12 protein-coding genes are annotated in these 13,783 nt (G+C 33.1%); 9 read left to right on the top strand and 3 right to left on the bottom strand.

Translation table 11 applies throughout. The features are described 5' to 3' along the window. Positions 1 to 229: 229 nt before the first annotated feature. The 4 genes from BKP45_RS08325 (at position 230) to BKP45_RS08310 (ending at position 3,494) form a co-directional block, all read left to right on the top strand. Positions 230 to 736 (top strand): 2Fe-2S iron-sulfur cluster-binding protein, encoded by a 507-nt coding sequence (locus BKP45_RS08325; RefSeq protein WP_281243137.1) that lies wholly within the window; start codon positions 230 to 232, stop codon positions 734 to 736. A gap of 40 nt (positions 737 to 776) precedes the next feature. Next, on the top strand, positions 777 to 1,829 hold the full coding sequence (locus BKP45_RS08320; protein ID WP_071389269.1) for an XdhC family protein: 1,053 nt from the start codon (positions 777 to 779) through the stop codon (positions 1,827 to 1,829). 28 nt (positions 1,830 to 1,857) lie between these two features. Then, on the top strand, positions 1,858 to 2,466 hold the full coding sequence (locus BKP45_RS08315) for a nucleotidyltransferase family protein (protein ID WP_071389268.1): 609 nt from the start codon (positions 1,858 to 1,860) through the stop codon (positions 2,464 to 2,466). A 155-nt stretch (positions 2,467 to 2,621) separates the two neighbouring features. Continuing rightward, positions 2,622 to 3,494, top strand: coding sequence for a polysaccharide deacetylase family protein (locus tag BKP45_RS08310; protein WP_071389267.1), 873 nt, complete (start codon positions 2,622 to 2,624; stop codon positions 3,492 to 3,494). A 562-nt stretch (positions 3,495 to 4,056) separates the two neighbouring features. Here the strand turns inward: BKP45_RS08310 and BKP45_RS08300 are convergent. Beyond that, the gene (locus BKP45_RS08300) at positions 4,057 to 5,388 is read right to left on the bottom strand and encodes a polysaccharide biosynthesis protein (protein ID WP_071389265.1); all 1,332 of its coding nucleotides are present in this window, start codon (positions 5,386 to 5,388) and stop codon (positions 4,057 to 4,059) included. A gap of 254 nt (positions 5,389 to 5,642) precedes the next feature. Beyond that, positions 5,643 to 6,209 (bottom strand): YpiB family protein, encoded by a 567-nt coding sequence (locus BKP45_RS08295; protein ID WP_071389264.1) that lies wholly within the window; start codon positions 6,207 to 6,209, stop codon positions 5,643 to 5,645. Between the two features lie 360 nt (positions 6,210 to 6,569). On the opposite strand from BKP45_RS08295, the gene BKP45_RS08290 reads away from it, so the two are divergent. Both BKP45_RS08290 and speD read left to right on the top strand, forming a co-directional pair. Then, the gene (locus tag BKP45_RS08290) at positions 6,570 to 6,851 is read left to right on the top strand and encodes a DUF6509 family protein (RefSeq protein WP_071389263.1); all 282 of its coding nucleotides are present in this window, start codon (positions 6,570 to 6,572) and stop codon (positions 6,849 to 6,851) included. Between the two features lie 405 nt (positions 6,852 to 7,256). Then, positions 7,257 to 8,069, top strand: coding sequence for an adenosylmethionine decarboxylase (speD, locus tag BKP45_RS08285; protein ID WP_071389262.1), 813 nt, complete (start codon positions 7,257 to 7,259; stop codon positions 8,067 to 8,069). Between the two features lie 193 nt (positions 8,070 to 8,262). Here the strand turns inward: speD and BKP45_RS08280 are convergent, their stop codons facing one another. Beyond that, positions 8,263 to 9,702: a carbon starvation CstA family protein gene (locus BKP45_RS08280; protein ID WP_071389261.1), complete on the bottom strand. Its 1,440-nt coding sequence runs from the start codon at positions 9,700 to 9,702 to the stop codon at positions 8,263 to 8,265. Between the two features lie 362 nt (positions 9,703 to 10,064). On the opposite strand from BKP45_RS08280, the gene BKP45_RS08275 reads away from it, so the two are divergent. The 3 genes from BKP45_RS08275 (at position 10,065) to BKP45_RS08265 (ending at position 13,663) form a co-directional block, all read left to right on the top strand. After that, on the top strand, positions 10,065 to 11,468 hold the full coding sequence (locus BKP45_RS08275) for a Na+/H+ antiporter NhaC family protein (RefSeq protein WP_071389260.1): 1,404 nt from the start codon (positions 10,065 to 10,067) through the stop codon (positions 11,466 to 11,468). 185 nt (positions 11,469 to 11,653) lie between these two features. Next, positions 11,654 to 12,793 (top strand): DNA adenine methylase, encoded by a 1,140-nt coding sequence (locus BKP45_RS08270; RefSeq protein WP_084787741.1) that lies wholly within the window; start codon positions 11,654 to 11,656, stop codon positions 12,791 to 12,793. A 105-nt stretch (positions 12,794 to 12,898) separates the two neighbouring features. Next, on the top strand, positions 12,899 to 13,663 hold the full coding sequence (locus BKP45_RS08265) for a DUF3883 domain-containing protein (RefSeq protein WP_071389258.1): 765 nt from the start codon (positions 12,899 to 12,901) through the stop codon (positions 13,661 to 13,663). Positions 13,664 to 13,783: the final 120 nt, after the last annotated feature.

Here is a 13,783-nt window from a genome sequence, read left to right as displayed (position 1 = left end):
GAAGTTTAGGTGGGGGATAAACTGCCCCTAAAGGTCCGATATAGAATAACTTTCATCGGCGAAAGCTGATGATTAGTTATTCTTATGCCCATGGTATAAGTTGAACTAACAATCAGTGTAGGATGAAGGAAAACCCCCACTGATTGAAGTTCAGCTTTATAAATTCTGGTGTATGAAAAATTAACAATTAAATTTCACGTACCATACTTCGATAAAAGGGGGGATTTAGGTGAAGCAAGAAAGCAAAAAAACGAATAATAATGAGACGGTCAGTGAGTGTTTAATATTCGAACTTAATGGTGAAATGGTTTCACTTTCTGTAGATCCTTCTAAACGTTTAATCGATGTTTTGAGAAAGGATTTAAATAAAACAGGAACAAAAATTTCATGCGGAATCGGTAGATGTGGGGCGTGTATGGTGCTCGTTAATGGAAAACCACATAATTCATGTTTAACTATGGCATATCAATGTGAAGGAAAAAAAATCGAGACAATTGAGAGGATTAGTGAAGGTAGATTGGATCAAATCCAACAAATTTTCCTTGAAGAAGGTGGGTTTCAATGTGGCTACTGTACCCCAGGGATGGTCATTTCTTTGAAAGGAGTATTAAATGAATGTCCCAACCCAACTGTAGATGATTTAAAAGTGGGATTATCAGGTAATCTCTGTCGTTGTACAGGTTATGGTGGAATTCTTCGCTCTTTAGAAAGAATATGTGAATATTATAAGGAATAAGTTTACATTACAAGATGTAAAGACTTAGCGAGGGGTGTGTATGAAAGAAGCATATCAAATGTTAGAAATCTTGAGCCAACATCCGCAAAAACTATTTATTAAAGCAACGGTTATACGTGTCAAAGGTTCGTCCTACAGACATGAAGGAGCAAAGATGTTGTTTTTTGATAATGAAAAACAATTTGGAACGATCAGTGCGGGCTGTTTAGAAGAAGACTTATCCTATAAAGCTAAGGAAGTAATGGTGACTAGAAAACCAATGATAGTAACATATGATCTTCGGTCTGAAGATGATCTTGATTGGGGGATGGGTGCTGGCTGTAATGGTCAAATTGATGTTTATCTAGAACCAGTTCAATGGGATGATACGAACAAACAAATACTAAAACATTTAAATCTAGGGAGAAAAGTAGCTAGTGCTAGGGTACTCGAACCTGTAAGTCAACAGATGCATCTCGTTTTAACTGAAGAGGGGCATACCATTGGCGAAATACCCAAACTTCAAGTTCATATACTTGAAAAATTAACGGAATTTTTTAGGAACGATCAATTAATAATTACCGAACTGATAGGTAAGTCAAAATTTATATTTGAATTATATGAGCCAAACGACAAATTATTTATTTTTGGTGCTGGTCCTGATGTAGAGCCTTTAGTAAAGTTAGTGAAGCAGTATCATTTTTTACCAATTATCATTGATCCTAGAAGTAGTCGATGTAACCGAGAAGTTTTCCCTGATGCGCATTCTTTCATATGTGAACATCCTGAACGATTGATTGGTAATGAAAATTTTGATAGAAATAGTTATGTATTAATTATGACACATAGTTTTATAAAAGATAAAAAATTAGTTAACTATTTTATAAAAAAACCGCCGAAATATATTGGGATATTAGGTCCAAAACAACGAACCGAACGTCTAGTTTTTCCTCATTATATTCCTGAATGGGTTCATTCTCCAGTAGGAGTTAATATTTTTGCAGAAGGTCCAGAAGAAATTAGTGTTAGTATCGTTGCAGAATTAATAAAAGTAAGAAATGAGCAACGCGTCTTAATGAAAAAACAAAAAAAGCAACAATTTAGAAAGCACTAGAAAGTAATTGAAGTGGGAAGTGATTTGAATGAACGTCGTTGCTACAATATTAGCTGCGGGTTGTTCTAGTAGAATGGGAACATTAAAACAACTACTCCCTTTAAATGATATACCAGTATTACAGCATGTCATCGAAAACATACTTGTACATCCATTTTATAAAATTCAAGTTATCGTTGGTTATGAAGCATTGAAAATAACAAGCTCAATACCGGTAGATGACTCAAGAATTGAGTGGATTTACAATCCTCATTACGAGCAAGGGTTGAGTACTTCTTTTCTTACTGCTTTTCATTCTTTATCAAATAGCAACTCGGCAGTGATGTTTTTTTTAGGTGATCAGCCATTCATTGATAGTCGCGTAGTATCTTCAATTTTTCAAAAATCGCTAGTTGTTCTTAATCAAACAACTGACCCCTTTGTTATACGTCCAGTTCTTGACAAAAAGCCTGGGCACCCTGTTCTATTTGGGCATTTCCAATCATTAGACCTTACTTTGGTGAAAGGGGATTGTGGTGGGAAAGAATTAATCAATAGTATTAGTAATAAAATTCTTATTCCCTTAACGTCATCTACAAGTTTTTTTGATATCGATACTCCTGAAGATTACAAACTCGCAAGACAAATTCGCTTATAAAGCACTTGCATAATAGCTTGCAAAGTGCTTTTTTATGGTGTGATATGATAATTATTAAGATAAGGCCTGTTCCATTTTTATTCATTTTTTTCGCATACTTTTCCTAATCTTGAAAAGAATAACTTTGTATTTGAGAAAATGAAGGAGCTGAAAAAATGAAAATGAATTGGATCAAGGTGTTTTTTATATTGACATCCATAGCAACAACTCAATTTTCTGGATTAATTGACGTTTATGCTCATGATGAAGTTTCGACTCAGGTGGATCAACAATTATGGTGGAAAAAAGATCGTAATAAACAAAAAGAAGATGATTTTCCTGAATTAAGTGGTGGTGCAGAAAATCCAGAAAGAAACCGACAGCAACCGATTTCTAATATTATTCTTCAACAAAGATATCCTGAAACAGTTGTATTACAAGGTCCGACAACAGAAAACAGAATAGCACTAACGTTTGATGATGGACCTGATCCACGTTTCAGTGAACAAGTGTTAGATGTATTAAGGGAATACAATATACCAGCCACATTTTTCGTGATGGGATCTAGGGCTGTCGCATATCCAGAAATCGTCGAGCGTATGGTTGCAGAAGGCCATATTATTGGTAATCATACTTATTTTCATCCAAATTTAGTTAAGGAAGCTGATCTAGATACTCTTGAGAGAGAAGTAACTAGAACTGAGGATGTACTAAATGAAATCCTTGGATATAGAACACGATTGTTTCGTGCTCCATATGGATTTTTATATAATGAGCTAGTAGAAAAATTAGCTGAATTAAATTATTCGATCATCGTATGGTCGGTTGATTCATTAGATTGGGAAGAGGAGCCACCAGCAGAAATTGCTGCGAATGTTTTAAACCACGTACACCCTGGTGCAATTATATTAATGCATGACGGTGGGGATTGGGATGCAGATCGAACAAATACAATTGAGTCGCTTCGCCAAATTATTCCAACTCTACAGCAACAAGGGTATGAGTTTGTGACTGTTCCAGAACTATTAAATATTCCATATCAAAAATAAACTAGAAAAAGTAAAACAACTAAGCCACTTAGTTGTTTTACTTTTTTGGGGAAGATGAATGAATTTTATAATAACCAAAAACAAGTCGCATATAGCTGAACTTCAATCAGTGGGGGTTTTCCTTCATCCCCCACCTAAACTTTCCGATTTTCTTACGTTTTGAGGTGGGGGTCTTTAAGAGTGGGACAAATTTAGTATCTTAGTGGCGAGAATAGCGGATTATGAAATTCTTAAGATAGAAAAGTGTATATTTTTCAAGCAGTACAAGGAGCTTGAGGTTTCGGCTTTAAGAGAGTTTATCCAACAAGTGAGCAATCAAAATATACCAACTTTTGAAACAATTATTAGGGAAAATAAAACACTTTATGCTGATGCTCCTGAATCTGAAATACCAGTTGTTCTTGAAAAAAATCCTTTTTACGTTAGCAACTCAATAAGTAAGTGCAGTTTCTAGCTAGATAAATGATCGGTAAAGGTTGTATTATTTATCTTTATTGTTTAGGCTATAACATAATTTGTCTATCCTCTTAGGAAGCATTGGTTTTTCTACCCGTTGAAGTAGCTATACTCTATTAAATGCTGGACCTCGCATTGTTAAAGAAATACCGATAACATTACAAACAGTTACGTAGTGCATTAACGTTAGTAATACGATCCCTGTATTCATACCTATAATAATACCGTGCATCTGTAAATGTTCCATTGATCCAAGATAATACATAAGTACAAATGAAATTAGAGAAGACCAAACTGCATGAATTAAAGCATCTTTTGCTAAACCTAAACCAATTAGATAGGCTTGAAGCGGTATAACAAAATAGTGAAACAAAAAGTATGGAACTAAAATCTGTAAGTAAACAACTGCTGGAGAATTTTTGAAAAAAAGCCCCGTTAACGGTTCGGCAAAAAAGTAAAAAATAAAAACAGATGGAACACCGTAAAACATCGTTATTTTCATTACTCTAACTAATAACTGTTGTAATTTAACATAATCATTTTTTGCGTAAGCCTCGGCTACTGTTGGGATGAGCACGATTAGTAACGAATGGGCGATGAAAGTTGGAAAAAAACCTATTGAAAAAGCAACCCCGGCTAACTTACCAAATTGAGCAGTTGCTAACGCCTCGGTTAAACCTGCGTTTACTAGTGCAGCTTTTATTAAAAAAGGTTTTATCGCAAACGTGATAGAATGAAAGAGTCTTACACCAGTCATCGGAAGTGAAACAGATAAGAGGCTTTTTCTAACTGTTCTACCATCCATTATTTTTGATTTCTTTTTAAACTCTTTTGATTTCATTTCGATAAAAAACATCGTACCCATATAAGCAAAAACGAGAAATTCGCTTGCGATTATTGTACATAAGGCAATCAGTAAAGCTAAATCGCGATCAAATTGAAATAACTGGTAAATGAATACGAGTAGAAGTAATTGAGCAAATCTTCTTAAAAAATTTGAAAATGCAATTTTCCCCATTTGGTGTGAACCCATAAAATACCCTCGAAAAACTGCCGAAAAAGACATGAGTGGGATTAAAATGAAAATAAGTTTACGAACAAAAGGGTGGTACTGATTAAAGACAGAAACGTACGGTATAACCATGATCGCAATGATAAAAATAAGGGATGATATGAGTAGTGCTAATGCGAGCGCATGTCGTAGCATACTTCGGTGATACTGTTTGTCTTTTTCTGCGACAAACTTTGAAATCGAAATAGGTAATTCCATGCTAGCTAGTACGGCAATAAGCATAATCGATGGTAGGATTGACATATAAAGACCCAACCCTTTTTCTCCCAACTCTCTTGCTAACACAATATTTATTATTACTTCAAGACTTTCCCCTAAAAAAGCGGCAATCGCTAAAAGTATAACTCCTCGATAAAATAACTTCATTTTTCCAAACCCCTATCCTGTGAAGATGATACTTTAAGAATATGAGACAAGTATCATAGATATGTACAAACTATTATTATTTAGGAGTAGAGAACTCGTTCTAGCTTCGCTAGAACATCGGAAATTCAGATGGAGTCTCAACTCCACCTGAATGGGGAAGTTCCCACCTACGCTATGCTTAGAGGTGGGGGTCTATGCCTCTTAAGTTCAAATCAGATTGATAAAAAAAGAAACCGTAGTCAAATGAAAATTTACTACGGTTTCTTTTTAGAAGCTAATTCATTTTCTAGATCTTGTAATTTTAAAATTAATCTTTTAAATTCTTTTTCATCCCTATTGTCCAATGCTTCATCAATAAGTAACTTAATAAATTTTATTTCTTGTTCTAACAACACTTTATTAATTAATGCATCGGCATCTTTAGAATATTGTTCGAACTGTCTATACGTTTTTAAACTATCACTTTTTGATTCCAACAATTTTAAATAACGATAATTTAATTGCTTCCCCTGAAAGTGAAGAACAATATTCAACTTACCAGTCGGATTACTCATTAGATCATTAAGAGCAGCTGAAACATTTTCTGATTTGCCACGAGTTGAATAATAGACAAAACCAGGTTCATCTGCCTGTATACTTGAAATAACAACCGTCTTTTCATTATATTTAATTTTATCTGTAAAAGATAAGTTTTGAAGAATATGGTGTTTTTTCAAAAGATATTCTAAAAACATTCGTGCTTCTCTCTGTTTGAGTTGATAATGTTTTAAAAACCATTTTAAAAAACTACTTTTCTCGGTTGCTGAAACCCAGTTTCCCATAGTTCCCCCCTAATAGTGCTAAAAATATTTGTTGTGATAGTAGATATATTAATTAAATGTAGGTTGTGTAAAAACATTCTATAGTTACTATTTGTAGTTTTATTACTTCTTTTTAATAACAAATAGTAACACGTCCTATAAATTATACATAAATTTTGAAAAAATAGGTGGAGTTTGGCAGTTTATCTTACATGATACCTCAAGTGAAAATTTTGTTAACGTATAAAATTTACGGAATAATCTTTAAACAACTTAATAAAGCTAAAAAAGAAAAGTTTGCTAAATAATCGAGTAAATGAAATACTACGAAGTATAGTATAGTATACTATATAGTTAGAAATAGAAAGGGCGTTTACAAAGATGAATATTATTGGCCATACGATTGAAAAAGTCGAAGATACAATAGGAATTTTAAGTGGTGATCGTTATGAATTTTTTATAGATGTAGAAGTGCCGGAAGAAGATGATTTATTTTCAGAATTAGGCTTACGAGTAAAAGTAATTTATGCACAAGATGAAAAAGGGTCTCGCATAGTCCAGTACGATATATACGAAAAAGAGACTGAAAAATTCTTAGAGTTTGAATTAGAGGATGAAGAATTATCTATAATTAGTGATTATTGTAAACAACACATTGATTAATTCAGAGAGCGATGATCAAAGTAGTTTTAGGAATGTAACTTTTCTAATAAAAAATGTAATTAAAATAACTATTTATATAGAAGAATGGTTATTTTATTTGAAAAGTTTTAGAAAATAATAATATTAATTTTATAATATAGATTTTTGAACCAACAAAATACTATGTCTAGTTGAATTAATGCGTTCGTAACTAACATATAGCTTGATTTATATGATGATAAAACTTACTCATTTATTATATTAAAAGTGAAAAAATAATAAAGTAGAGTACAATGTTTATAGATTTCATTTTCACTTTATGGTAGTTTATAATTGTGTGAAAAATACTAAACGTATCTTTGATACATTATCTCTTTTTTAAGGGATGTATTTTCGGAACATTGAAGGTGTTTAAAAGGAGAATTAATGATGCTTACACGAGAAGAACGAATTCAATTACATGGGTTTAATAATCTTACAAAGTCATTAAGCTTTAACATGTATGACATTTGCTATACAAAAACAAAAGCAGAGCGAGAAGCTTACATAGAGTATATAGATGAACAATACAATGCTGAACGTTTAACAAAAATTTTAACAGATGTGACAAGTATTATTGGTGCTCATGTATTAAATATCGCCAAACAAGATTATGAACCACAAGGCGCTAGTGTTACAATTTTAGTTTCTGAAGGTCCGGTAAATAATGCACCACAAGGATTTTTTAAAGAATCTCCTGGTCCTCTTCCAGAAACTGTTCTTGCTCACCTAGACAAAAGCCATATTACGGTTCATACGTATCCAGAATATCATCCTTATGAAGGAATTAGTACGTTTAGGGCAGATATTGATGTTTCAACATGTGGCGAAATATCACCACTTAAAGCGTTAAATTATCTTATTCATTCATTTGATACAGATATTATGACAATGGATTATCGAGTTCGTGGTTTTACAAGAGATATAAATGGACACAAGTTGTTTATTGACCATGATATAAACTCAATCCAAAATTATATACCAGAAGAAGTAAAAGAGTTGTATGATATGATTGATGTAAACATTTATCAAGAAAACATCTTTCATACAAAATGCAAACTTAAGAAATTTGATTTAAACAACTATCTATTCGGATACAAAAAAGATAAATTGACCAAAGAAGAACAAGAAGAAATTACAAAACAATTAAAGCTTGAAATGGATGAGGTTTATTACGGGAAAACTATCATTAATCGCTAAAGGTACAGCGAACTCTTAAAAATAGAGTGCGAAACGCTTAGTTTCGCACTCTATTTTTATTTTATTTAGATAATTGTTTTGTGTATGGTACAAACTTTATCTCACTCTTAAGGGGCAGTAAGACCCCCACTGATTGAAGTTCAGCTTTATTTACAATGGTGAGAAGATCTTAACACCTATTGTTAGAAAATTTTTAAGAAGCTTTCGATTTTACATGATTTGAAGGTGGACGTTTGTGAACGATGATTTGTTTCACATACCAAATCAAAACTAATGCTGTTAAACTTAAGCCAGTACGTAAAGAAATTTGATAACTTAAACTAAAGCCTTCTGGAGCGTAGAAAATGTACGTACATACGACACTTGTCATAAATAGAGCTGGTATTCCAGAAATCCAGTGAAACTTACTGTTTTTTAATAAGTACATTGTACCTGTCCAAAGCATAACAGTTGCGACCACTTGGTTTGTCCAACCTACATAACGCCATAAAAACGAGTAGTCAATTGTTGCTAAATATAGTGTTGGAACAGTTACTAAACTTGTAACTAGCAAGACTTTCGCTTTGCCACTCATATTTGTTAGAAACTTATCTAGAAGTTCTGCTAAGATCATCCTTGAAGAGCGTAAGGCTGTGTCCCCTGTTGTAATTGGTAAAATAATGACACCTAGAATTGCTAAAATGCCACCTAATGTACCTAGTAAAGAAGTTGAGATTTCGTTAACAACACCTGATGGTCCACCAGCAGCTAAAGCTTCTTGTAAACCTGGAGTACCTCCGAAAAAAGTCATTCCAGCAGCAGCCCAGATTAAGGTAATAATACCTTCAGCAATCATAGCACCATAAAACACTTTTCTACCGTCTGATTCCTTCTTTAGTGTACGAGCGATGATTGGACTTTGGGTACTATGAAACCCAGAAATAGCTCCACAAGAAATGGTAACCATTAATAAAGGCCAAATTGGCAATTCGTTTGGATGAAAGCTGGTTAAAGTCAAGTTAGGAATTTGCTTATCAGTAAAAAGTAAAGCTACCCCAATGGCTATTGCCATAAAAATTAGGATTCCACCAAAGATAGGATAAATTCTCCCGATAATTTTATTAACAGGTAATACAGCCGCTATTAAAAAGTATCCAAAAATCAGTGCGATTGCTGCTATAAAACTAAGTGGTGTTAATTGTGAAATTAATTGAGCAGGACCTGCAATAAAAGCTGCTGCAACTAAAACCATTAAAATAATCGAAACAACATTAATAAAAAAGCGTACAGTATTTCCTAAATAACGACCGACAATGTTTGGATACTGCTCTCCGTTATGGCGTAGTGAGATCATCCCTGAAAAATAATCATGAACAGCACCTGCAAAGATACAGCCAATAACAATCCATATAAATGCAATTGGACCATACAATGCTCCCATAACAGCACCAAAAATCGGCCCTAAACCTGCTATATTTAATAGTTGAATTAAACTCCCTTTCCACCAACTCATTGGAACATAATCTAAACCGTCTGTCTGTGAATAAGCAGGGGTAGGAGTTTTATCATTTATACCAAAAATCTTTTCAACAAATTTTGAATAAAAAAGATATCCGATAATTAATAAGAAGATTGCAAATAAAAATGTACCCATGTTCCGTTTCCCTCCGGTAAATTGTTTGACTATTTAAATTATTTTAACTATGAAGAATAGTTTAACGAGTAATTTAAATAAATACAAGATGTTTTTTTAGAAAAGTAAATTTATTATTAGCGTTTATAAGGGAATAGATAAAAAAGAGAACTCGTCTAGCTTCGCTAAAACATCGGAAATTCAGATGGAGTCTCAACTCGACCTGAATGGAAGTACCCACCTACGCTACGCTTAGAGGTGGGCGTCTGCCCATTAAGTACAAATCAGTTTGATTAAATATCGTTTGCGTGCAATATTTCTTACATATTTTTATATATCGAAATCAAACTATGAAAAAGAGCTTTATAGTGAGGAGAATTCAAATGGAAGTAAATTGGCTGTCAATCGTCCCGTTTTTAGTTGTTATACCGATTGCGATTTATACAAAAGAAGTTTTACCGGGGCTACTATTAGGGTTAATCGTAGGCTCTTATTTAATCTCACCTACTTTACTAGGTGGAGTTCAAACGATGTTAACTTATGTCGTACAAGCATTGGTTGATCACAACAATATTAAAATCATTGTTTTTTTGTATGCATTTTCTGGCCTTGTCGGAATCATTAAAACGAGTGGAGGAATTAGAGGTTTTGTGGAAAATGCAGCAGAAAAAATTACGACAAAAAAGCAAGCATTGCTTCTAACATATATATCAACAATTGGAACATTTAGTGCACCTACATTTCGTTTCGTGACTATAACCCCAATTATGAAAGCACTATTAAAGAAGGTAAAAATGTCTACAAAAGAACTAGGATTTGTTATTGAAACAACAGCAACCCCCATAATCGTGTTAATTCCGGTAGCTACTGCTTTTGTTGGATATATGGTTTCTATTATTCACATCTCTATTCAAAATGAGGGTGGAACATTGGATCCATACGATTTATTCATTCAAAGTATTCCGTTTAATTTTTTTGCAATCGTCATGATTATTTTAGGGGTGTACTTAAGTTTTTTCCACCCGTCTCATACAGATGCTCCCATTGATATCGATGATGACAAACAGGAAGATGATTGGCATGACTGTCATCCTGCTGTATCAAAGGAATTTCCTTCAAAGCCATGGAATCTAGTTATTCCGATAATTTTAGTTATTACATTAACGTTATTTTTAACTTGGTGGGATGGAAGCACAGGAGGCGTAACGTTCTTTCAAGCATTTATCCAGGCAGATGTGTTGCAAGCTATGGTTGTTGCTCTTTTAATTACTATTTTTATTACAATTCCATTGTTATTACTACAGCGCTTTAAATTAAATGATATAATTCTTAGCTTTATTGAAGGTGGAAATGATCTAATGCCTGTCATCGTGTTATTATCAGTCGTTTGGGGCTTATCATCAGTTACTGATGATTTAGGTTTTTCAGAATTTGTCACTGCTTATACAGATTGGATTCCTGACATGTTTATTACACCTATGTTATTCGTATTTGGTGCATTAGTATCCTATTTTATAGGATCAGCATGGGGTACATGGGGGATATTAATGCCTTTAGGTGTTTCGCTGTCTCTTACGGCTGATGTATCATTACCATTAATCATCGGGGCAGTATTTGCAAGTGGATCATTTGGAGCATTTGCATCGCCACTTAGTGATGATACAAATACAATTGCAAAAATATTAGACATCCCTGTCATGGAGTATGCAAAATTTAAATTGAAGCCGGCACTGATTGCAGCATCCATTTCCGTTATTTTGTATACTGGTTTTTCTTTCTTTTTATAGTGTGGTTGGTGTATGAAATTTGAAAATTATTATTTATTCAAAAGGTCAAGAGTTCGAATTAATAGTACTCTTGACCTTTATTTTATTAAAGAGCTTTATCATCAACTAAATAGCTATTAAATTGTATTATATACTATTTTTCATGCTATAATGATACACAGATTACTAGCAGGGGGAGTACAGATTTGGTAAAGCCGTTTGTTAAATGGCCAGGTGGTAAAACAGCTGAGCTTGAAATAATACATCAGTATATGCCGAGAAGCATAAATAATTATATTGAACCTTTCTTAGGAGGAGGAGCTTGTTTTTTTTCATTAGATAAAGATAGATATCAACAAGCTTTTGTTAATGACTTTTCAGATGAACTTATTTCTTTATATTTATTTATTAAGGATAGAAATGAGTTATTTCGTTCTTACTTACTTGATATTTGGGAATTATGGTGTTATTTCGGAACCTTCTCTGATCGTCATTATGAAGTGTTAAGAGATTTATATGGACGTTACAAAAGCGAACAGGTAACGAAAGAACAATTAAAGGAAGAAGTTAGCGAATTCGTTGAAGGAAATTTTGATGATATTTTGTGTGTAGTTCCTCATAGCCTTAATCTTAATTCTCACCGTTTAATTAGAGAACTCAAAACATCTATTGCCTCTAAAATGACCAATACAAAAAACAATGAAGGGAAAAAAGGGGATTTACCTGAAGAAGATTATCGGAAAAATTTTGAAGCAAGTATCCGTGCGAGTATTTATACGTATTATCGTTTTCTTTATAATCAAAGAGAGCAATATCAAATAAATAGAGAAATGCACATTGCTCTATTTTTCTACCTAAGGGAATTTTGTTATTCGTCAATGTTTCGTTATAACCAAAGTGGTGGTTTTAATGTTCCGTATGGTGGTGCTTCTTATAATAGCAAAGCTTTTATTAATAAGATTGAGTATTTATGGACTAATGAACTCCATAATGTTTTACAAAACGCATCTATTTTCAATTTAGATTTTGAACATTTTTTTGAAGCAATTCCCCTTCATGAAGATGATTTCATTTTCTTAGATCCACCATATGACAGTGACTTTTCCACTTATGCGAATCATTCTTTTGCAAGTGATGACCAGATAAGGCTTGCTGATTTTTTACTCAATCGTTGCGGTAGTAAATTTATGGTAATAATAAAGAATACTGATTTCATTTATCAGCTTTATAACCAACCAGGAATAAATATTATTGGGTTTGACAAGTCATATAGTGTTAGTTTTATGGATCGTAATGATAAAAAGGTTGAGCATATCATTATTACAAATTATGAAGTAGGACATTAATGTTCTACTTTCATTGTATTTGTTACGCTAATCACTCAGTACCTTAAGAGCACTTAACTTCTTCATTTAAGAAATAAATTTTCCATAGATAAAGGTGGTTTGCGAATGAGTAATTATAGTGAAAAAGAAATAATTGCAGTTGCAATAAAACTATTGGAAGAATCAGGGGCTATGACGACAACCGAGTTGAAAGAAGCATTATTTGAGGAAATGAACCCAACTGGAAATGATTTAGGAAAAAATAAAAATAGAACAGACACTAAATTTGACCAAAAAGTTCGGAATATGGTTTCACATCGAGAAAACAATGAGTTGTTAAAGTATTGTGAATATCAGAAGGTGGGTAGAAATGGTGTTTTACGTTCTAAATCATTGTCTAAAACTCAAATCGATGAAGTTGAAACACAAGAAGTTCAAGAACGAAAAAGAAAAAAACGTAATTTCCGAGCTAAAATAGTGGACTTTGACGAGATTAATGCTAGAAATAAAGTGTTAGGGCAAAAGGGCGAAGAGTATGTTCTTCAATATGAAAAAGAAAGGTTACCTACTGAACTCAGTGACAAGGTAATTCATGTAGCGGTAGAAGAAGGAGATGGGGCAGGGTACGATATCTTATCATACGATCGATCTGGAAAACCTAAATTTCTCGAAGTAAAAACAACAACTGGACCGAAATACACACCATTTTATTTATCTGCTAACGAAAAATCGTTCTTAGAAGTGTACAAAGAAGACGCGGAAATTGTTAGAGTATACAATTTTAATGAACAAACAGGACAGGCCGACATGTATAGAATTTCTGGTAAAGAATTTTTCGATAAAATGAACGTAACACCAATTGCTTATAAAGTTACAGTGAAAGAAGAATAACTATGAATTCAATTCTCCTCAATTTAAATATAGATATTATATGCATGGATTTTTGTTGACATGAATTTTAATATATGGTAAATAAAAAGAGGGTTAGCACTCGGTTTGCTTGAGTGCTAA

This window comes from Anaerobacillus alkalidiazotrophicus (assembly GCF_001866055.1).
Note: the sequence above shows the minus strand (reverse complement) of the source record. Positions and strands in the feature narration are given on the sequence as shown.

What these genes read in the sequence shown, in the direction of transcription:
- BKP45_RS08320 (WP_071389269.1), top strand. Translation starts at nt 777, where the DNA reads ATGAAAGAAGCATATCAAATGTTAGAAATCTTGAGCCAACATCCGCAA.
- BKP45_RS08315 (WP_071389268.1), top strand. Translation starts at nt 1,858, where the DNA reads ATGAACGTCGTTGCTACAATATTAGCTGCGGGTTGTTCTAGTAGAATG.
- BKP45_RS08310 (WP_071389267.1), top strand. Translation starts at nt 2,622, where the DNA reads ATGAAAATGAATTGGATCAAGGTGTTTTTTATATTGACATCCATAGCA.
- BKP45_RS08300 (WP_071389265.1), bottom strand. Translation starts at nt 5,388, where the DNA reads ATGAAGTTATTTTATCGAGGAGTTATACTTTTAGCGATTGCCGCTTTT.
- BKP45_RS08295 (WP_071389264.1), bottom strand. Translation starts at nt 6,209, where the DNA reads ATGGGAAACTGGGTTTCAGCAACCGAGAAAAGTAGTTTTTTAAAATGG.
- BKP45_RS08290 (WP_071389263.1), top strand. Translation starts at nt 6,570, where the DNA reads ATGAATATTATTGGCCATACGATTGAAAAAGTCGAAGATACAATAGGA.
- speD (WP_071389262.1), top strand. Translation starts at nt 7,257, where the DNA reads ATGATGCTTACACGAGAAGAACGAATTCAATTACATGGGTTTAATAAT.
- BKP45_RS08280 (WP_071389261.1), bottom strand. Translation starts at nt 9,702, where the DNA reads ATGGGTACATTTTTATTTGCAATCTTCTTATTAATTATCGGATATCTT.
- BKP45_RS08275 (WP_071389260.1), top strand. Translation starts at nt 10,065, where the DNA reads ATGGAAGTAAATTGGCTGTCAATCGTCCCGTTTTTAGTTGTTATACCG.
- BKP45_RS08265 (WP_071389258.1), top strand. Translation starts at nt 12,899, where the DNA reads ATGAGTAATTATAGTGAAAAAGAAATAATTGCAGTTGCAATAAAACTA.